Origin of the sequence: Nostoc sp. (assembly GCF_036918015.1) — a bacterium.
In the GTDB taxonomy this organism is placed as follows: Bacteria; Cyanobacteriota; Cyanobacteriia; order Cyanobacteriales; family Nostocaceae; genus Nostoc.
The window spans coordinates 41,147-60,212 of record NZ_JBALEO010000012.1 but is presented as its reverse complement, the minus strand read 5'-3'; the positions used below and the strand labels follow the sequence as shown (position 1 = coordinate 60,212).

The following is a 19,066-nucleotide window of genomic DNA, read 5'->3' as shown; positions in this document are numbered from 1 at the left end:
CGTTAGGGTGTCTGCCTTCCAGTCTCTACACCTTCTCCATTTCTGGAGCTTGGTTCGGGATTACCACGCTATTGGCTTCCCCGAGTTTGACAGATAAACGCACATAAGTTTCTTTATGTGCCGCCCATAGCAAACCTAACTAATAAGCGTGTAGTTAACTTTGCCCGTTGAGCCCGACGAGCTACCAGGCTGCTCTATCCCGCGTTGCTCTCGACTTATTTATAATAACCTATAGTCAAGAGTTTGGCAACTACAAAAACGATAATTCTCCAATTACTTCTAAACGCTTGTATTTTCCCAAGGTGACAAACTTTTCTGAGAGGCTTTCGGCGGCGCTGGGACTAATCCACCCCATTTGCTGGAGTAAGTGAATAGCCACGGCGTATTTTGCGCGTTTCGCCCCATCCATAACTTTGATTGCCAATCCTAAGCCTTCACCGAGTCTACCAATGCACTGCACTCCTTCAGCACCAGTTTTGCTGACTAGTTCTCCTGGAGTTAAGCGCATCAGTTCCGTATCAAATTCCCCATCTCCTGCGACCATCGCGGGGTGATGAGTCATCGCACGGACAATCCGCTCCATATCCAAGTTGGTACTAGATGCTAGCAGTGCATACAAAGATGCCATGTGACCGAGTTGCATCAGATAAGTTGGTGCGCCACAGTCATCATGAGCGCTGATAAATTCTGCTGCTGGCATCCGCAGCAACTCTGCGACTTTGCCCAAAATTAACTGCTGTATTGGATGCTTGCGATCCAAATAGTTATTCAAGGGCCAATGGCGTTGCTGACAAACAGCTAACATTCCCGCGTGTTTTCCAGAGCAATTGTATTCTAAAGCACTCCGCTTTCCTTCAGGAATTGGACACTGGAGTATAGTTGGGTCAAGATCCGCCCGCCAAAGGATGTTAAATACCTGTCGGACTTGATCTATTCTTCCTTTATGGGAACTTGTGATAATTGCTAAGTCGCGATCGCTGAGTTGATAGCGTTCTAGTGTACCTGTGGTGGTGACAGCGAGTGCCTGAAATGGTTTGAGGGCTGAACGGATAAATGCAGCAGTTTCAGAATTTCCGGCAACGGTTAGAACCCGTCCTCGTTCGTCGCAGACAACAGCTTGAACTATATGCCTGGATTCAATAATACCTTCCCGCAGCAACCGGACTTCCAGTGCTGCGGCTTGAGTTCGTTTTCCCATTGTCATGGGTTTATATTTATTACCTTTTTTTAGTTAGGAGTTAGGAGTTAAGAGTTATGAATTATTAACTAATCACTCCTAACTCCTAACTCCTAACTTTTTAAAACAAATGCCAAACTATAGTACCAGTAACGTACATTCCCGCCAAGCCAGCAAAGGTAAATTGTAACCGCCGCAGAATGGGTTTAATTTCGTATGCGACAATTAAGCGATCGCGGTTGAGAACTTCCTCTGGTTTAGTCCAAGTTTGACCATCGTACCAGCCGGACTCTTCATAAAATACTGTGGGACTACAAAGGCGATCGCACACGTAGAACCAACCTAAGTACAACCTTACCAGTACCAGTACTAACCCGACACTCGCTCCGGCTGCACCACAGAGAATAAAATGTGCAATATACTTGTGAGGGGGAAAACTTGCCGCAGCTATTGGCCCTGCAAAAAACCAAGATAAACCCCAAATCCAAGAAAGTTTCGTGATATACTCGCGCAAATCTAAAGTGGTATCACGAAACAGCCAGGAAGTTTTTAACTCTTCATACTCATTGAGTGGTTGTTGGTCTGTAGGAACTGGGCAATTAGAAACCGAAGACCTAATCATGTTGGCTTACCCTCACCTTCATCAGATTCTGGAAGGGAAATACGTTCTGCATGAATCCAGAACGCTTCTAAATTATAAAACTCCCGTTCCTTGGGCATCATGATATGAACGATCACATCACCGTAGTCTTGTAGTACCCAACTCCCCTCAACTTTTCCTTCTGTCCTTAAGGGACGGCGTTGCAACTCAGTTTCGACTTTTCCTTCAATTGCTTGAGCGATCGCCCTGACCTGTGCCCTAGAATAGCCAGTCATCATCACAAAGTAATCAGCCAGGTAAGATACCTCTGCTACTTTGAGCAATAAAATCTCACCTGCTTTGCGGTCTGAGGCCGCAACAGCGATCGTTGCAGCTAATTTTTCGCTCGCCTCTTCGGTTTGGCCGTGGCTTATTACCGCACTCTTCGTCAGTGGGACAGATTGCAATGGGAAATTTCCTTGGAAATAATCAGTCATTAAACCTCAGGTGCTTTCTTCCTTTTGAAACAATTGTTGACATTTACTTACAAACAACGAACAATTGATCTGACAAATGTGTCAATAGGTTTTTTTGAATACTAACAAAAAAACAGGTGTCTATGAGATTAGTTTGATCATTGGCTGTTTAGATTTCGATATCCGCAACAGCTTAAAAGCTGATGGTTATTGTGCAGCGATGAATCAACCAATAGCTTTCCAGTAGGAATTGACAGCGAAAATAATTGCAGATTCATCAAACAGCATAATATGTAATGTAAAGCTAGGAATTTTCAGGTAACTACACATTTACGCTTTATACTGTCTACCAAAAATTATGATACAACACAGCATACTAATGACTGGTCTAGCAAAAGTGCGCTTTATTATATACGCGCAGCAATAAGTATTAATATATACTTTATAAATAATAACCTACGGATTGAATGAAGTGAAGCCGTGAGATTTTTAGTTCAACAATCCAACTGACAACCTGCTTGTATATCTCTATATTTTTAATAGTAAAATTAGCTACCCTCAAAATCTCATAATACTTAGACATGAGGGCATAATAACTTTGCTGCAAAGATTAAACTTCTTGTTTCGTAACTATGCCTCTAGAATGAATTGTTCTACGTTCTGCTGTCAATGAGTCACATAAGGACTCATACTGATTTAAAGCTTGCTCAAAAGCATATTGCTCAACGGCATATTGGCGACTTTTGTAACCCAGAGTTTTGACTTTTTCGGGGTTTTGGTACAAATCTAAAATTGTCATCGCTAAAGCTTGGGGATCTTCTGGAGGAACGATAACTCCACCGCCACTTTGCCTAATGGCTCTTGCTGCCGTACCATTGTCGGGGACAGAGGCAACTAAGGCCCCTCCACTAGCAAGTAGCACTTGAATTTTTGACGGCATATTGAAGGATACAACATTTTTCTTTTGCACCACTAAACCAACATCCGCAGCTGCTAACATCTGTGGTAAATCTTTGCGGGGTTGAAATGGTAGTAACAACACATTATCTGCGCCGCAGTCTAGACATTCCTGTTGCAATCGCTGTAAACCTTTTGCCTCTCCAACGATGACAAAGACAATCTCTGGGATATGGCGCAATACAGAAGCAGCTTTGACGACGCTTTCTAAACCTTGAGTTAAGGCGATGTTACCAGAATAAAGTACTACAAATTTGCCATTCAGATTATGTGCTGTGCGGAAAGGGTTATCCTCTTTAGGCAAAGGGCGGATAAAATTTACATCAACCCAGTTGGGAATTTGCACAATTTTCTCAGCTTCTACGCCCTTAGCTCGCAAATTGTCCACAAACCCATCGGCGATGACGCTAATTTTACTGGCACTGCTATATGCAAATTTTTCCAATAATGTAAACAATCGGATAAGTAATTTATTTTTCAGTAGACCGACATGGACGGCTGCTTCTGGTAATATATCTTGTAGATTTAAAATCACAGGACAAGCACGTAACCATCCTAAAAGAGCAACTGGTACACAGCTTGGCAAGGATGGCGATGTTGAGAGAATCACATCTGGGCGCCAACCGATAAGAGCGGGTACAAAGCTAGTGACGACGAAACTAGCATCTAATAACACCCGATCTAATAGGTTGGGTTGTGGACGAATCCAAACATAACTGCGCTGAATTTGAACGCCATTTTTGTATTCGTTGACATACCATTTACCCCGATATTCCTGGTAAATTTGCCGCTCAGGGTAATTGGGCATAGCGGTGACTACACGCACTTCATGCCCACGTTTCACTAGTCCCTCTGCTAATTCAGTCATTAGTGGGGCAATACCAATCGGTTCTGGATAGTAGTTGTAGGAGTAAATTAAAATCCGCATAAAAATTTAGTCCGAAGTACCCCGGTTTTTTATTTAGTGACAAATATTTGTCTGAAATATCATTTGGGCTTGGAAAACCCTATATCTAATTGTGACTCCAGACTGTTTTTCTGTCAGGTGTTTTCCTTAAAGATTGAGTAAACTTTGAGATGTAATACTTAGGGGAACTATAAATTTTTTTTACTATTTAAACAGTTTTTCAATTGTTATTTTTTGATTGGTACTTACGTAGAAGCTCTAAGTATATTAGGTTTTACCAACTCTTAAAACCAAATTGGGATAGTTAGTATTAACTCTCTCTATAAGTTACGCACATAACCCATTTTCATAGAATCTGAATATTAATAAGATTTTTTGATCGTACTAGTAATTCAATGAGCGATCGCCCTTGTATTTTCTCTTTTTTTGCTGGATCGGGTTTCCTAGATTTAGGTTTTGAAACCAGCGGTTTTAATATTGTTTATGTCAATGAAATCTTCGCCCCATTCATCGCCGCCTATCGCCATTCACGGGAAGTTTTGAAAATGCGATCGCCTGAATATGGATATCATCATGATGAAGCAGGAGATGTAACAAATCTTATTACCGAAAAAGCAGCACAACACCTTCAAGAATTAGTCAAAGACTGCCGCAAATCTCATCATATAATTGGTTTCATCGGCGGGCCTCCCTGTCCTGATTTTTCTATTGGTGGAAAAAATAGAGGACGTTTAGGAGATAATGGTAAGCTTTCCGCTTCTTATGTTGAATTAATTTGCCGCAATCTTCCTGATTTTTTCTTATTTGAGAATGTTAAGGGTTTATGGAAAACGGCAAAACACCGTTTATTTTTTGAATCGCTCAAGCAACAATTACAAGCAGCAGGCTATATATTAACAGAGCGGTTAATTAATGCTATTGAATACGGCGTACCCCAGGATAGAGACAGAATTATCTTAATTGGCTTCAAAAATAGTTTTCTTCAGGAAATGAAAATCGCATTTGATAAAAAATTACTTTCTGAAGAAACTTTCCCTTGGAATAATTCTATTTTATATCCTCAAGAAAATGTTTTCGCTTATCCTTGGCGTAAGTGTGAACCATTCAAAGAAAATTCTCTCACACCTTGTCCTGATGGCATACCTGAAGAACTGACAGTTGAATACTGGTTTAGAAAAAATAACGTTCTTAATCACCCCAATGCTGAACACTATTTTCAACCAAGGGCAGGTATGACAAAATTTGCTGCTGTTCAAGAAGGAGATAATTCCAGGAAGTCTTTCAAACGTCTACATAGATGGCGTTACTCTCCAACAGCTTGCTATGGAAATAATGAAGTACATTTACATCCTTACAAAGTCCGGCGGATTTCTGTAGCAGAAGCTTTAGCTATCCAATCTTTGCCTGCAAATTTTATACTTCCAGAGAATATGTCGCTCACAAATATGTTTAAAACTATTGGTAATGGTGTTCCATACTTAGCATCAAAGGCATTAGCTCAAACTATTATTAACTTCTTAGAAACCAGTGTGAAAAATACTGTTGACATTCATAACATTACTACCACTTAACGTCAACTTAAATACTTACAGTAATTCTGGGATATCTGTAAAGCTGATATTCAAGACAATTCAGCAGCTTGTTTTCAGGATAAACTCGTAATAAATGTGGTTTAATATATATATAAGAAATGTTTTAATTTTTTATAAAGTTTAATAATCAATCACTGGCAGAAGACACGATGGCAGCAGACTATCCAGACATTGATATTGCGCCATTTATCGATCACTCCCTGTTAACGCCAACAGCTACTCCAGAGCAGGTTGAGCAATGGTGTGAAGAAGCATATAGATTCAACTTTGCGGCGGTTTGTCTGTTCCCCGCTAATGTTAAGCAAGCAGTCGAACTCCTCCACGGTAAAAACCCGAAAGTTTGTACGGTGATTGGTTTTCCTTCTGGTGCAACGACTTCAGCCGTGAAACTGTATGAAGCTCAAGAAGCGGCGGATAGTGGGGCCACTGAGTTGGATGTGGTTATGAACTTGGGCTGGTTAAAAGCTGGCAAAACTGAAGAAGTCCACCGAGAGATAGCCGAAATTTGTGAAGAAACTGGGCAAACAGTCAAGGTGATTTTGGAAACTAACCTGTTGACAGATGCAGAGAAAAAAATAGCTGCTGAAATCGCTATGGAGGCGGGAGCAGCATTCTTAAAAACTAGTACAGGTTGGAATGGTGGTGCAACAGTGGCAGATGTGCGACTTTTGCAGGAATTGGCAAAAGAAAGGGTGGGAATTAAGGCTTCAGGTGGTATCCAGACTATCAATCAAGCCCTAGACTTAATCGTAGCGGGTGCTACTAGATTAGGCACATCTCGCGGTATGGATTTGCTCCGTCAGCGCGATAACCTGGGAAAGGGTGAATAGTTATTTGTCCTACCCTACGGGAAGCCGCCAAAGGGCGTCTATGTCATTTGTCCTAAGCTGATGACCAATGACTAATGACTAATGACTAATGACTAATAACTAATGAGTAGAACCTACAAAGCAACTGGTATTAATCTTAAAACCCAGGCGCTAGGAGAATCGGATAAAATAGTGACGATTTTGACACGGGAATTCGGTTTGATTCGAGCCGTGGCTCCAGGGTCACGTAAGCACAACTCCAGCCTGGGTGGTAGGAGTGGAATGTTCGTTGTGAATGAACTATTGATTGCCAAGGGGCGATCGCTTGATAAAATTACTCAAGCACAGACGTTAAAAACTTATCCTGGTTTAGCTAAAGATTTGGGAAAACTGGCCGCCAGTCAATATTTAGCAGAAATAGTTCTGTGTGAAGCTTTGAGCGAACAACCCCAAGAAGAACTTTATGATTTGTTCAATGAACATCTTCATCGTTTGGAGATGGTGTCTAGTGCAAATCTATCTGGTGTTTTAGCTCATCTGGCTCATGGTGTATTTCATCTTTTAGCCTTAGCAGGACTAACGCCACAAGTGCAAATCTGTTGCCTATCTCAGCACCCCCTCAAGCCAGACTTTACAGACCCCAACTGGCAGGTAGGATTTAGTATCCCTGCGGGTGGAACGGTTTCCTTAGAAGCTAGGGAACGTTTACGAAAAGAAGGGCAGAGGGAGATTAATAACCAATACTCCATGCCCAATGCCCCTTACCCCTTATCCCCAATGCCCAATACCCAAACAGTTGTTGTGCATCGGCAAGAAAGACCTGTGATTTCTAGTCGTTTGGGTGCTATGGAACTAGCTTTGCTTCAACATCTGTCACAACCAGAGATAATGCAAATTGATGGTGCTAAAGATCATCACTGGTTATCTGTTGAGCAGACTTTGCGCCAGTATGCTCAGTATCAATTAGGTCGCCCTATTCGCTCTGCTACCTTGATCGACTCTTATTTTGCTGCCAACCATGATGCAACCGTCTGATTTGGATAAAAAAATCCTGCCTTTGTCACCAAGCCTCGTCAAAAAACAGAATAGGGTATCAGATCCTACAGTCAGGAATCACTTGAGTGCCATTCCCAAGTGTACACCTAGTCAAATAAATGGCCAAGAAATGTCTCCAAAAGACGTTTCTAAAAACGACCAAAGTTGGACAGAGGAGATCCCAAAAACTGATGTTCCAAGTCAATCAGAAACACAATCTGAGGACAAATTAACCACTGCTGAGGTAGATAATAACGGCACTCGTAATGGGCATAATTTGCCAGTAGCCACGATCGCAGAAAAAGAACCACCGCAATTAGATGGATCTGGTTCAGGTGGAGAAGCTATTGCAGGGAATGTAAAACAGCAGGGATTTTTACCTGTATTAAAAAATCCTAATTTCTTAGCTCTTTGGGGTGGTCAAGTTTTTTCCCAATTGGCAGATAAAGTTTATTTGGTGCTGATGATTGCCTTAATTAATACTCAGTTTCAAGGGAGCAATCAGAGTATTAGTGGTTGGGTGTCAGTCTTGATGATGGCTTTTACGATTCCAGCCGTATTGTTTGGTTCCGTTGCTGGCGTGTTTGTCGATCGCTGGTCGAAAAAGGCTGTGCTGGTGGCAACGAATATTTGGCGCGGCATTTTGGTTTTGTCAATTCCCTTCCTGGTGTGGTTGACTCATGACTGGAAACCCATAGGAGTGCTGCCAGTGGGTTTTTTGATCGTTCTGGGTGTGACTTTTTTAGTTTCCACACTGACGCAGTTTTTTGCCCCGGCAGAACAGGCGGCAATTCCCTTAATCGTAGAAGAACAGCATTTACTCTCGGCAAATTCGCTTTACACGACAACGATGATGGCATCGGTGATTGTTGGGTTTGCCGTTGGAGAACCCTTGTTAGCGATCGCGGATGGACTCTGGCTGCAAATTGGTGGTAGTGGTAGTTTGGGCAAAGAACTTTTAGTAGGTGGCAGTTATGCGATCGCTGGACTAATTTTGTTCCTCCTGGCAACTAAGGAAAAACACCACCACCCCGACACAGAATTCCCTCACGTATTCTCTGATTTGCGGGACGGTTTTGCCTACCTCAAAGCAAATCATCGCATCCGCAATGCTTTGCTTCAACTGATTATCTTGTTTTCTGTTTTTGCAGCATTAACTGTTCTAGCCGTTCGGATGGCAGAAATAATTCCCAACATGAAAGCTTCCCAGTTTGGCTTTTTGCTAGCAGCTGGTGGTGTTGGCATTGCGGCGGGAGCAACAATTCTCGGTCAATTTGGTCAACGTTTCTCCTACACCCAGCTAAGTCTGTACGGTTGTATGGGTATGACAGCATCCCTAATTGGTCTATCAGTATTTACAACTCAACTGTGGCTAGTCTTGTTACTGGTGACGCTATTAGGTATCTTTGGGGCGCTAGTGGGAATCCCGATGCAAACCGCAATCCAAACAGAAACACCTCCAGAAATGCGTGGTAAAGTTTTTGGCTTGCAGAACAATGTAATTAATATTGCCCTCTCCTTACCTTTAGCATTAGCTGGTGTCGCAGAAACCTTTCTGGGATTACAGGTAGTTTTTTTGGGATTAGCTGCGATCGTCTTTTCAGGAGGTATATTAACCTGGTATAACTCACACAAGTAGTTATCAGCTAACAGGAGTTATTATTCATTACCTTGAAGTAATTAATATTTACTTAAAGCTTTTGCGTTCATGGTAAACTGTTTCCAGTGAAAATTTATCACATACTTGCCGGATATGAATCTGACATTAGTCAGAATAAGTTGTTGAAATATCAGAAATTAACAACTTATAACTAAAATAAATAAAGCCATAAATCCACTGGTTTAATCAGCTTAAAGCAAGCTTTTTAAACTGGTAGAAAGTTGTGGAGATTTTTAATAAATAAAAAAACCTGCAAGTATAGCTAGATAAAAGATAAATCACAAAGGACACAAAATTAATAGCTCAAACCTGCTTTTATTACAGCTAAATAAAGAATGCGTATAGCCTGGATTGGAAAAAAAACACCCTTTTGCGGCAATGTCACCTACAGTCGAGAAATTACAAATGCCTTGCTAGATAGGGGACATCAAGTTAGCTTTCTTCACTTCGCCCAGGAAGATTCTGAACCTGATAATTGGCCAAATCTTCGAGAGGTTTCCCTACCTTTCATTTACAAGTCCCAGGTTTACACGATTCCCACTTTTAAAGCCACCAAAGTTTTAACCGATTCACTGCGGGAAATCAAACCAGATGTAGTCCATGCTTCCTTGACGTTATCTCCTCTAGACTTTTTTCTACCAGAAATCTGTGAGGAACTGAGGTTGCCCTTAGTTGCCACTTTTCACACACCGTTTGCTGGCAAGGGAGCAAAGCTGGTATCGGGAACACAACTTTTGGCTTATCAGCTCTACGCGCCTTTTTTAGTTAACTATGATCGCGTGATTGTATTTTCCCAAATTCAGCGAGAATTATTAGCAGGGATGGGCGTGCGGGAAGAAAATATTGCTGTAATTCCCAATGGTGTTGATACCGCTAAGTATTCTCCAGGATTTTCTCAAATTAAAGCAGAATTTAAAGCCGATCGCTTGTTTGTCTATCAGGGTCGAATAGCGCCAGAGAAAAATGTCGAAGCCCTCCTCCGTGCTTGGAAGCAGTCGGCAATGGAGCCTGGTACTAAGTTGCTAATTGTTGGCGACGGCCCTTTGAAGTCTTCCTTAGAGCCATTTTTTGGTTCAGAATATGGCATTATCTGGTTGGGATTTGTCGCTGATGAAGACCGACGCATCGAAATTTTGCGGGGCGCAGATGTATTTGTTTTGCCTTCATTGGTAGAGGGTTTGTCCCTATCTCTGTTAGAAGGAATGTCATGTGGGTTGGCTTGTTTAGCAACAGATGTGGGTGCAGATGGAGAAGTCTTGGAAAAGGGCGCAGGTGTTGTTATTAATACTAAAACAGCGCGATCGCAATTAAAAACCCTCTTGCCAGTGTTACAAGACCATCCAGAGTTAACAACGCTACTGGGGCAAAAAGCTAGACAGCGTGTATTAGACCGCTATACCCTTAGTAAAAATATTAGTCTGCTGGAAGAACTGTATAAAGGAGTTTTAGCACAGCGACCTCTACCACTAAGTCGCAGAGCGTAAGGAAAGGGAAAAAGTGCGATGCCTGCGCCTACGCATTTTTATGCTTATCAGTGTTCTCCAGATGCATTAGGTGCAGTTTAGCTTTTCTTCATCAGTCTTATATTAGGTGCTAGGTTTTAACCTTGCTCTAATAATCATCACAGGACAGTGGCGAAATCCCGATATTTGGCGATTAGAACTTGAAAATATTTTTAATGCTCAGGCAACAGGCGGTGATAGTTTTAACTTCTTATCTAATATTGGTAATGAAAATATTAGGAATGCTTTGAAAGGACGACCCGCTACAGCATCTCTTCTAGCCAGTGAAGAAGATATATCTGTTTTAATAGAGACTTCTTCGGCGTTCACCACCAATGGAACAGCGTTCAACAACAACTTCCCCATTGGGACAAATAGTATTCCACAATCTGGCATCCAAGAGCCAAGCGTCCTCCCATATAGCATCAGTCATATCGGCACCACTCAAGTCAACAGCGACCATATCAGCACCATTCAAGTCAGCACCTCTCAAGTTGGTGTCCCTCAAGTCAGCATGGTTCATTTCAGCACCAGCGAGATTGGCATCACTCAAGTTGGCACCCCAGAAATTGAGCTTATTCAAGCTAGCCTCTTCCAAGTTAGCACCCCTCAAGTTAGCGTGACTCAAGATAGCTCGACTCAATGCAATGCCGCGCAAATCAGCTCCTTCGAGGTTGGCGCGATGGATAACTACGCCGAAAAACTTTCTCTCCCCATTGGCATAACGTTGGAGCAATTCCTCAACCTTAATTACCCTGCTGGGATCGCTATAAATACTCCCATCTTGCATAGTGGTATTACAGAAAAGGGTTCCTTCTTGAATAATGGAACTCCAGTTAGCCCCCAGCAAGTTGGCATCAGTCAGGTTGGCGCGACTCAGATCAACTCCAGTCATATCAGCACCTCTCAAGTCAGCAAAACTGAGGTCAGTTTCAGCCAAATTAGCATTCCTCAAATTAGCACCACTCAAGTTAGTTCGCCTCAAGTTGGCGTACTTGATGTCGGTTCCTTCCAAACAGGCGTTACTCAAGTCGGCTCCACTGAAATCAATACGATATCTAGTGATTCCACTCAGATTCGCACCTTTGAGTATGGCATCCCTAAAGATGGGTACTCTGTAATGGAAATTCATAACTCTTCTCAAATCAACACCGCTAAAGTCCCGCTCTCCAGCATCATATCGCTGGAAAAATTCTTCGCTTTCCATAATTTAACCCTCGCATCAAGCAACACATATAAAATACATTGTATATACAACGCTAGAATGGCTTAATGGAATAAATAATAAAATTAAAAAATGACTGCAATTATTGACCTAAAAACATTATATGAATCCAATTACCTGCAATGGTTAGAGGAGACTATTAAATGTCTCAAAGCGAGGCAATTAGCAGAAGTTGACTATGAAAACTTAATAGAAGAACTGGAAGATTTGGCTAAGAATGAAAAAAGGCGAGTAAGAAGTTTATTAGAACAGATTATTAGACATTTATTACTTTATCAATATTGGAATTTAGAAAAGCCAATAAATGCTAATGATTGGGCAGCAGAAATTATTAGTTTTCGTAATCAAATAAATGAAGATTTAAGCACCAATATACGCAAACATTTAGAGGATAATTTCAGCAGAATTTATAGCAATGCCTTAGATTATGTTAAAGCTAAAACAAATTTAACCAATTTATCTGAATCATGTCCTTATTCCTTAGAGCAAATTTTGGATAAAAATTGGTTGTCTTAATCTTAAATTTTGATTTTTTACACAAACAAAATATATTCATATTTTAATTCAGCAATACCATAAAATTAAGTCGCTACAATTTATCATATTCTTCTGGTTCTACGTTAGTGACTTTATTCAAAACTTGCTGGAATTTTTCCCAACTACCGCTTTTAGCTTTTTCTTCCAAATAGTCTTTGGTCATCCATGCGGAAACTTGTGCAGATAAAGCAATAGTTGCAAGTTGTTCAATGGAAATATTTTCTCTGGCTGCTAAAGCTTCAATTTGTTTATATAAAGATTCGGGTAGCTGTACATTTAAGTTAGTCATGGGATTTCTCCTACTATTTGCAAGAATTCTTTGGGTGAAACTACCCTCAGTCCAAATTTTTGTGCGTCTTGTAAATCTTTTTGATTGTAAGTGATGATAAAGTCGGCTTGACATTCAACAGCTAAATCGATGAGAAAATCATCATCAGGATCGCGTGCTGCTGGCCGCCATAAATAGAAAATGCTACATTTATTAGCAGCTTGTAGTTTACCTATCGATCAATTAATCTTTGAATTATCCACTAAAGACCATCCTAAACTGGTTGGCTGTTCATAAACCCGCTTTAGAGTATTCACATCTCTTGCAGAAATAGGCGACGGGTTACGAACTTGGGAAAAGTATAAAGCATCAGTTTGTAGCGGACTATGACCCCAAATTCCCAAAGCGTGTCCGAATTCGTGGCGGGCTGCGGCTTGGATATACTCACCTGTTTGACTGGGACTTAATAAGATGGTGAAGCGGTGCGATAAAACGTTGTTGCTGCTGTATAACTCGTAAGTAGTTTGTGCCGATCGCGCACGGGGTATATTACTACCAGGGGAAATTTGTAGAGGTGGCGCTTTTCGTGCGATCGTAATATCAGCAACTTCTGGCTGTTCAACTATTGTTAAAGGTAAATAATTACTCCACTCCTGTACACCCTGTAAAACAGCATTAACCCATACTTGAGCTTGTTTTTCACTGACGGCTTTTGGTAGTTCTACATAAACTCGAATGGGAAATTGTGACCAGACTAAATAACCCACCTGAGTTGTTGTGACTTGGGAAAAGTAGTCACCACTGTTAGTGTTATGCCACTGCGCCAATGTGGGCGGTAAGGGATGGGGTTTTGGGGAAGTGGGGAGAGAGATTATTAAATCTGAATATACATATTCTGGTATTATTGTAAACCCATTACTCGACTGGATATTAGTAAAAACAATCAACAGCCCTGTGCCAAAAAATAAGGCAAGAGCTGTAATTAACCGTTGTGAAATTAAATTTATTAGGGTGTTAAGTATCGGGTGTTGGGTTATTTTCCCCATTTACCTATCCTTATTTAGGCAGCCAACCAGCACTTAAAACTACTGTTAAACCGAGGAAAATTACTGTCAATGCCCAAGTAATTCGGTTTAAGGTGTTTTCTGCACTCTTGGTGCTGCTAAATAGCTGGGCTTGTCCGCCAATAGCGCCAACGCCATCACCTTTAGGGCTATGCAGTAAAACTAAGATAATCAAACCAGTGGCGGAAAATGCCCAAATGCCTTGCACGATATTACTAATTGTCATGGTAGGAATCTCATTTATAAAAAGTTTCAAAAAACAGAGGTTAGGAGTTAGGAGTTAGGAGTTAGGAGTTAGGAGTTAGGAGTTGAGAAAGTTTTAATTCATCACTCTTCACTATTAACTCTTAATTATTAACTTCTCACTATTAACTCCTAACTCTTTTACAGCCCTACTTGCACGGGGGTGCGAGTGCGTTGCAGCTCATATTCTGCTGTTTTCAGCAGCGATCGCCCGGTCATTTCTGGTGGCTGAGGCAGCTGTAAAATCTCTAGAATTGTGGGGGCAATGTCGGATAGCTTGCCATCGCTTCGCAGTTCGACATTTGTACCATATCCAGGGATTTTGACTTTCTCTCCTTCCACCAAGATGAAGGGGACTGGGTTAGTGGTATGAGCCGTCCAGGGATTACCCCCTTCATCTAGCATATACTCAGCGTTGCCGTGGTCGGCAGTAATAATTGTTGTACCACCGGCTTTGATAACGCTTTCTAGTAAGCGTCCCAAACAGCGATCGACTGTTTCAATTGCTGTAATGGTAGCGTCGATTTGACCAGTATGCCCTACCATATCTGGGTTAGCATAGTTAATCACAACTAGGGAATACGTACCTTTTTGAATCGCAGCGATCGCAACATCTGTAACTGCTACTGCTGACATCGCTGGGGCGTGATCGTAAGTCGCTACCATCGGGCTACTTACCAGTTCCCGATCTTCTCCGACAAAAGGTTCCTCCAGACCCCCATTAAAGAAATAGGTGACGTGGGCATATTTTTCGGTTTCGGCAGTGCGGAACTGATTCAAACTATGATTGGCTATGACTTCTCCCAGAATGTTACTGAGATTCTGCGGCTCAAAGGCTACAGCCACGGGTAAGTCTGAATCGTACTGCGTAAAGGTGACAAAGGACAACGGTGTGATTTGCTGTCTTTCAAAACCGTTAAAAGTGGGACTGACCAAAGCTTGAGTCAGTTGTCTGGAGCGATCGGGGCGGAAGTTGAAAAATATCACCCCATCGCCTGGTTCTATTGCACCGGGTGCAATTCGGATGGGGTTGATAAATTCATCTTTTACCCCTTCGGCGTAAGATTCTTGCAAGATTTCCACAGCCGTGCGATCGCTACCCACACCATCTTGGGTCATCACGTCATAGGCGCGTTTAACCCGATCCCAGCGGTGATCGCGATCCATCGCGTAGTAGCGACCGCTGAGAGTCACTATGCGCCCAATTCCTGCGCGGTCTATATAATCTTGTAGCAGCGCGATCGCTTTTACCCCTTCTGTTGGGGCGGTGTCACGACCATCAGTGATAGCGTGGATACAAACTTCTGGAATTTGCTGGTCTTTGGCTAAGTCAAGCAGTCCGAATAGATGGGTGATATGTGAATGTACCCCTCCCTCAGAACAAAGCCCTACTAGATGCAGCTTACTATTCCGAGAGCGAACTTCCTGGCAAATTTTGACAAGTGCTGGGTTTAAGGCAATAGAACCGTCTTCGACCGCATCAGAGATGCGTACCAGTTCTTGCGGTACAACTCGCCCAGCACCGATGTTCAAATGACCTACTTCCGAGTTGCCCATTTGACCTTCTGGCAACCCTACGGCTTTTCCTGATGTGTGGATGAGGGTATGCGGGTAAGCGGCCCATAAACTGTCCACGATGGGAGTTTTAGCAGCAGTAATGGCGTTTCCTCGCGTTTCTTCGCAGTAGCCCCATCCGTCTAAAATGACTAGCACCACAGGAGCAACAGGTGCTTTGGTCATAGTAAAATTGCCCTTTACTTTTTGTAATACCCGAATGATACCACTGCTAATCCACGCCGCAAGTGAATTTTTGCTTATTAACTTCTTTTACGAAGGACTTGCAGTTTTTTGAAATAGTTTTTAACTTTTAGTAGTTTTTCTGTAATTTTTTTGAGCGCTAATAACGAGTGATTACTTAGTAGTAGCGTTTTAGCACTACTACTAAGGTGTTATCCAATCCTTTATTTCCTTTTTGTGGAAGCTTTTGCAGCTTTCTTAGCCGCTTTTTGGGCTTCTATAGCAGCTAACTTTGCTTGTTCTTTTTCTTCGGCAATTTTCTGGAGATAGTAATGATAGTCTCCTAAATAAACCCGGAATTCACCATCACGAATTTCGACGATTTTGTTAGCTACTTGAGAAATAAAGTAGCGGTCATGAGATACTACAATTGCCGTGCCATCATAATTTTTGAGCGCTTCTTCCAGCATTTCCTTCGCTGGAATATCTAGGTGGTTTGTCGGCTCATCTAAAATTAGTAGGTTCGCGGGACGTAAGAGCATTTTTGCCAACGCCAGACGAGCTTTTTCTCCTCCACTTAATGCTCCGACTGCCTTAAATACAGTATCACCAGTGAATAAGAAGCGTCCCAAAAGGGTGCGGACTTCTTGATTATCCCAGTCTGGAACTTCATCATGGATAGTTTCCATGACAGTTTTCTTCAAATCCAAAGCTTCAGCTTGATTTTGCTCAAAGTAACCAGGGATAACATTATGATCGCCTAATTGAACACTACCTTCAGTGGGTGGTTCCATACCCATAATTACGCGCAGAAGGGTAGATTTTCCAGCACCATTGGGGCCAAGAAAAGCAATGCGATCGCCTCTTTCAATTAGCAGATTTGCTGATAAAAATAGGATTTTCTCACCATAAAGATGAGTTAAATCTTTAATTTCCACTACTTCGCGTCCACTGCGGGGTGCAGGGGGAAAACGGAAGTGGAGAGTTCTCATACCACCAACGGGTGCTTCAATGCGCTCGATTTTGTCGAGTTGCTTTTCCCGACTTTTCGCCTGGGTACTGCGGGTAGCACTGGCGCGAAATCTATCAACAAAGGTTTGCTGTTTCTCTAATTCTTTCTGCTGGCGTTCGTAAGCACTCAGTTGTGCTGATTGACTTTCGGCTTTTTGTTCCAAATATGCCGAGTAGTTACCAAGGTAGCTAGCAGAAACGCCACGTTCAGTTTCCACAATTTGGGTGCAGAGACGGTCAAGGAACTCCCGGTCATGGGAGACTATTACCATCGGCGTAATCAGCCCTCTGAGGTAATTTTCTAACCACTCAATGGTTTCTAAATCTAGGTGGTTAGTCGGTTCATCCAGCAGCAATAAGTCGGGTTTTTGCAGCAGGATTTTCCCTAAACTCATCCGCATTTGCCAACCACCACTGAAGGCACTGACAAGGCGATCGCCATCTTCTAGCCCAAACCCCATCTCTGGTAGGATTTTCCCAATGCGTGCATCTAAGTTGTAGCCATCCAAGGCTTCAAATTTGCGCTGCAAGCGATCCAACTTGTCGATCAGTCGATCCAGTTCCTCTGGGTTAGCCGTTTCCATCTCTTGTGGTATGTGCGCCAGAGATAACTGTACTTCGTTGGCTTCTTGGAAGACAGTCCAAAATTCTTCTCTAACGGTGCGGGTAGGGTCTACTTCAAACTCTTGGTTAAGGTAGGCTATATGTAAGCTATTAGGGCGAATGATTTCGCCGGCGGTGGGTTCCATTTCCCCAGAGATGATTTTGAGTTGGGTGGATTTTCCAGCACCGTTGACACCGACTAAGCCAATGCGATCGCCTGGTTTAACTTCCCAGTTGATATCTTTGAGAACTTCGCCTGTGGGATAAATTTTACTTATATGTTCTAGTCGCAGCATTAAGTTTCTCTCAGGTAGGGAGTGGGTGGTTGAGGACGAAGTACTAACACCGCCTCTAATATTAACAAAAATTAACTATAAATTCGTCGCGATCAAGTTTGGAAGCCGCAAACAAAATTTGGCTTGAGCCACGGATAAAATTTACCACATCTATCTCAAGGTTGACTTTGTGCTACTTGTCTAACTTCTTCGATACTGAAACTAAATGCCTCTGCCACTTGTTCCACTGTCACCCCCAATTTTAATAAGGTGGGTATTAATTTTAATTTGGCTATACGCTCCCCTATTTGGATGCCATCATGATAGAGTTTCGCGTTTTGAACTTGGTTTATAGTTAAACCTAATCCCTCCGCAACTTGCTCAATAGTTAACGCTAAATCTAATAGACGAGGTACTGATTGCCGTAAACCTTCCAAACGCCCTTCTTCAAATGCTTCTTGATAAACTTTTGTATCTTTGAAACTCATAGTTCCTATGTTGTAGTCCACCAATTCCTCTACTCCTCGATCAGAAGAATCCTACTGCGCGGCTTGTCTGACTTCTTCGACACTCAAATCTAGCGCCTGTGCTACTTGTTCTACAGTCAACCCGGCTGCTAACATTGCTGGTACTGCTTTGAGTTTACCTTGCTCAATGCCTTGAACCCTACCTTGTTCAATGCCTTGAACCCTACCTTGTTCAATGCCTTGAACCTTTCCTTGTTCAACACCTTCCTGAAAGGCTTCCTGATAAAATCTGGTTTGCTTTAACTCGCTTAAGCCAAACATTTCCTCCATCTCCTCCCTACTCATTGCAGGAAATTTGTAAGCCAAAATAGTCTCTATAAATTGTAATAATTGCTGCTGTTTTGGTGGTGAGCTTATCTCTGACTTGGTTCTGTCTATCAACTCCCTTGCTTTAGCGATCGCTATATCGTCGGTTGCAATTACTAATTTAGCAGTTGCAATGCCAATTGGAAGCGATGCACCTTCACCTAATTCATCCAAATAAATGCGCCTGACGCGCCCACTTGTGAAAAACTCACGGTAATGTTTGATATCTCCTGTATCTACATTCCTATTTGGGTATAGAACCACAGCACCCCAATCATTTGATGGTTGATTCTGACGGAGATATAAACATATTTCTGCAATTAGCCGTGAATAAATTTCCCCATCAGCTTGAAATTGCACTTCCAGAAAGTAAATCGGGTTCTCACTTCCTTGTGTAGGCAGAAATACACCATCGATTCTGAAGGCTGTTTGTTTGATTTCAACTGATGAGAACTGATAAAGGCTAGCTTCTTCTGGCGGATTACCAATAAGTTCAAAGAAGATATCAGGAAATTCTTGAAACAGCCGATAAAAGATGATGTCTGTTTTCACAACTTTATATCATTTGAATATTT

The 19,066-nt window shown here is 42.1% G+C and carries 20 protein-coding genes; 7 read left to right on the top strand and 13 right to left on the bottom strand.

What is annotated here, in order from left to right:
• Nucleotides 1–250: 250 nt before the first annotated feature.
• From V7K61_RS03580 to rsfS, 3 genes are all read right to left on the bottom strand, one after another.
• Nucleotides 251–1,204, bottom strand: coding sequence for an asparaginase (locus V7K61_RS03580; protein WP_335050980.1), 954 nt, complete (start codon nucleotides 1,202–1,204; stop codon nucleotides 251–253).
• Between the two features lie 94 nt (nucleotides 1,205–1,298).
• The gene (locus V7K61_RS03575; protein WP_335050978.1) at nucleotides 1,299–1,799 is read right to left on the bottom strand and encodes a CGLD27 family protein; all 501 of its coding nucleotides are present in this window, start codon (nucleotides 1,797–1,799) and stop codon (nucleotides 1,299–1,301) included.
• Nucleotides 1,796–2,254: a ribosome silencing factor gene (gene rsfS / locus V7K61_RS03570; protein ID WP_094349127.1), complete on the bottom strand. Its 459-nt coding sequence runs from the start codon at nucleotides 2,252–2,254 to the stop codon at nucleotides 1,796–1,798. The genes V7K61_RS03575 and rsfS overlap by 4 nt, the downstream gene beginning before the upstream one ends.
• A gap of 94 nt (nucleotides 2,255–2,348) precedes the next feature.
• Between rsfS and V7K61_RS03565 the strand changes: the two genes are divergently transcribed.
• Nucleotides 2,349–2,480 carry a hypothetical protein gene (locus V7K61_RS03565; RefSeq protein WP_335050976.1) on the top strand — a complete coding sequence of 44 codons (132 nt, stop codon included), beginning with the start codon at nucleotides 2,349–2,351 and terminating at the stop codon, nucleotides 2,478–2,480.
• 363 nt (nucleotides 2,481–2,843) lie between these two features.
• On the opposite strand, the gene V7K61_RS03560 is transcribed toward V7K61_RS03565, so the two are convergent.
• The gene (locus V7K61_RS03560) at nucleotides 2,844–4,118 is read right to left on the bottom strand and encodes a glycosyltransferase family 4 protein (RefSeq protein ID WP_335050974.1); all 1,275 of its coding nucleotides are present in this window, start codon (nucleotides 4,116–4,118) and stop codon (nucleotides 2,844–2,846) included.
• 374 nt (nucleotides 4,119–4,492) lie between these two features.
• On the opposite strand from V7K61_RS03560, the gene V7K61_RS03555 reads away from it, so the two are divergent.
• From V7K61_RS03555 to V7K61_RS03535, 5 genes are all read left to right on the top strand, one after another.
• Nucleotides 4,493–5,668, top strand: coding sequence for a DNA cytosine methyltransferase (locus V7K61_RS03555; RefSeq protein ID WP_335050972.1), 1,176 nt, complete (start codon nucleotides 4,493–4,495; stop codon nucleotides 5,666–5,668).
• Nucleotides 5,669–5,838: 170 nt separating this feature from the next.
• On the top strand, nucleotides 5,839–6,519 hold the full coding sequence (gene deoC, locus V7K61_RS03550) for a deoxyribose-phosphate aldolase (protein WP_335050970.1): 681 nt from the start codon (nucleotides 5,839–5,841) through the stop codon (nucleotides 6,517–6,519).
• A 102-nt stretch (nucleotides 6,520–6,621) separates the two neighbouring features.
• Complete coding sequence (recO, locus tag V7K61_RS03545) at nucleotides 6,622–7,533, top strand: DNA repair protein RecO (protein WP_335050968.1); 912 nt, start codon at nucleotides 6,622–6,624, stop codon at nucleotides 7,531–7,533.
• On the top strand, nucleotides 7,520–9,172 hold the full coding sequence (locus tag V7K61_RS03540; RefSeq protein WP_335051109.1) for an MFS transporter: 1,653 nt from the start codon (nucleotides 7,520–7,522) through the stop codon (nucleotides 9,170–9,172). Before recO ends, V7K61_RS03540 begins: the two co-directional genes overlap by 14 nt.
• 356 nt (nucleotides 9,173–9,528) lie before the next feature.
• Nucleotides 9,529–10,677 (top strand): glycosyltransferase family 4 protein, encoded by a 1,149-nt coding sequence (locus V7K61_RS03535; RefSeq protein ID WP_335050966.1) that lies wholly within the window; start codon nucleotides 9,529–9,531, stop codon nucleotides 10,675–10,677.
• Nucleotides 10,678–10,999: 322 nt separating this feature from the next.
• On the opposite strand, the gene V7K61_RS03530 is transcribed toward V7K61_RS03535, so the two are convergent.
• On the bottom strand, nucleotides 11,000–11,902 hold the full coding sequence (locus V7K61_RS03530) for a pentapeptide repeat-containing protein (protein WP_335050964.1): 903 nt from the start codon (nucleotides 11,900–11,902) through the stop codon (nucleotides 11,000–11,002).
• A gap of 90 nt (nucleotides 11,903–11,992) precedes the next feature.
• Between V7K61_RS03530 and V7K61_RS03525 the strand changes: the two genes are divergently transcribed.
• Nucleotides 11,993–12,436 (top strand): DUF29 domain-containing protein, encoded by a 444-nt coding sequence (locus V7K61_RS03525; protein WP_335050962.1) that lies wholly within the window; start codon nucleotides 11,993–11,995, stop codon nucleotides 12,434–12,436.
• Between the two features lie 73 nt (nucleotides 12,437–12,509).
• Here V7K61_RS03525 and V7K61_RS03520 read toward each other — a convergent pair whose 3' ends face one another.
• From V7K61_RS03520 to V7K61_RS03485, 8 genes are all read right to left on the bottom strand, one after another.
• Nucleotides 12,510–12,746, bottom strand: coding sequence for a hypothetical protein (locus tag V7K61_RS03520; RefSeq protein WP_335050960.1), 237 nt, complete (start codon nucleotides 12,744–12,746; stop codon nucleotides 12,510–12,512).
• On the bottom strand, nucleotides 12,743–12,928 hold the full coding sequence (locus V7K61_RS03515; protein WP_335051107.1) for a PIN domain-containing protein: 186 nt from the start codon (nucleotides 12,926–12,928) through the stop codon (nucleotides 12,743–12,745). The genes V7K61_RS03520 and V7K61_RS03515 overlap by 4 nt, the downstream gene beginning before the upstream one ends.
• 36 nt (nucleotides 12,929–12,964) lie before the next feature.
• The gene (locus V7K61_RS03510; protein ID WP_335050958.1) at nucleotides 12,965–13,771 is read right to left on the bottom strand and encodes a peptidase; all 807 of its coding nucleotides are present in this window, start codon (nucleotides 13,769–13,771) and stop codon (nucleotides 12,965–12,967) included.
• A 10-nt stretch (nucleotides 13,772–13,781) separates the two neighbouring features.
• On the bottom strand, nucleotides 13,782–14,015 hold the full coding sequence (gene secG / locus V7K61_RS03505; protein ID WP_179066611.1) for a preprotein translocase subunit SecG: 234 nt from the start codon (nucleotides 14,013–14,015) through the stop codon (nucleotides 13,782–13,784).
• 158 nt (nucleotides 14,016–14,173) lie between these two features.
• On the bottom strand, nucleotides 14,174–15,772 hold the full coding sequence (gene gpmI / locus V7K61_RS03500; protein WP_335050956.1) for a 2,3-bisphosphoglycerate-independent phosphoglycerate mutase: 1,599 nt from the start codon (nucleotides 15,770–15,772) through the stop codon (nucleotides 14,174–14,176).
• Between the two features lie 221 nt (nucleotides 15,773–15,993).
• The gene (locus V7K61_RS03495; RefSeq protein WP_335050954.1) at nucleotides 15,994–17,679 is read right to left on the bottom strand and encodes an ABC-F family ATP-binding cassette domain-containing protein; all 1,686 of its coding nucleotides are present in this window, start codon (nucleotides 17,677–17,679) and stop codon (nucleotides 15,994–15,996) included.
• Between the two features lie 155 nt (nucleotides 17,680–17,834).
• A complete protein-coding gene (locus tag V7K61_RS03490) occupies nucleotides 17,835–18,146 on the bottom strand; it encodes a hypothetical protein (RefSeq protein WP_335050951.1) in 312 nt (103 codons plus the stop codon).
• Between the two features lie 51 nt (nucleotides 18,147–18,197).
• On the bottom strand, nucleotides 18,198–19,043 hold the full coding sequence (locus tag V7K61_RS03485; protein WP_335050949.1) for an Rpn family recombination-promoting nuclease/putative transposase: 846 nt from the start codon (nucleotides 19,041–19,043) through the stop codon (nucleotides 18,198–18,200).
• Nucleotides 19,044–19,066 lie beyond the last annotated feature (23 nt).

Bases quoted from the DNA above. Each gene is read 5' to 3' on its own strand.
- V7K61_RS03530 (WP_335050964.1), bottom strand. From the start codon at position 11,902: ATGGAAAGCGAAGAATTTTTCCAGCGATATGATGCTGGAGAGCGGGAC.
- gpmI (WP_335050956.1), bottom strand. From the start codon at position 15,772: ATGACCAAAGCACCTGTTGCTCCTGTGGTGCTAGTCATTTTAGACGGA.
- V7K61_RS03575 (WP_335050978.1), bottom strand. From the start codon at position 1,799: ATGATTAGGTCTTCGGTTTCTAATTGCCCAGTTCCTACAGACCAACAA.
- V7K61_RS03535 (WP_335050966.1), top strand. From the start codon at position 9,529: ATGCGTATAGCCTGGATTGGAAAAAAAACACCCTTTTGCGGCAATGTC.
- recO (WP_335050968.1), top strand. From the start codon at position 6,622: ATGAGTAGAACCTACAAAGCAACTGGTATTAATCTTAAAACCCAGGCG.
- V7K61_RS03555 (WP_335050972.1), top strand. From the start codon at position 4,493: ATGAGCGATCGCCCTTGTATTTTCTCTTTTTTTGCTGGATCGGGTTTC.
- V7K61_RS03510 (WP_335050958.1), bottom strand. From the start codon at position 13,771: ATGGGGAAAATAACCCAACACCCGATACTTAACACCCTAATAAATTTA.
- V7K61_RS03560 (WP_335050974.1), bottom strand. From the start codon at position 4,118: ATGCGGATTTTAATTTACTCCTACAACTACTATCCAGAACCGATTGGT.
- V7K61_RS03525 (WP_335050962.1), top strand. From the start codon at position 11,993: ATGACTGCAATTATTGACCTAAAAACATTATATGAATCCAATTACCTG.
- V7K61_RS03520 (WP_335050960.1), bottom strand. From the start codon at position 12,746: ATGACTAACTTAAATGTACAGCTACCCGAATCTTTATATAAACAAATT.
- V7K61_RS03490 (WP_335050951.1), bottom strand. From the start codon at position 18,146: ATGAGTTTCAAAGATACAAAAGTTTATCAAGAAGCATTTGAAGAAGGG.
- V7K61_RS03540 (WP_335051109.1), top strand. From the start codon at position 7,520: ATGCAACCGTCTGATTTGGATAAAAAAATCCTGCCTTTGTCACCAAGC.
- V7K61_RS03495 (WP_335050954.1), bottom strand. From the start codon at position 17,679: ATGCTGCGACTAGAACATATAAGTAAAATTTATCCCACAGGCGAAGTT.
- V7K61_RS03580 (WP_335050980.1), bottom strand. From the start codon at position 1,204: ATGACAATGGGAAAACGAACTCAAGCCGCAGCACTGGAAGTCCGGTTG.
- secG (WP_179066611.1), bottom strand. From the start codon at position 14,015: ATGACAATTAGTAATATCGTGCAAGGCATTTGGGCATTTTCCGCCACT.
- deoC (WP_335050970.1), top strand. From the start codon at position 5,839: ATGGCAGCAGACTATCCAGACATTGATATTGCGCCATTTATCGATCAC.
- rsfS (WP_094349127.1), bottom strand. From the start codon at position 2,254: ATGACTGATTATTTCCAAGGAAATTTCCCATTGCAATCTGTCCCACTG.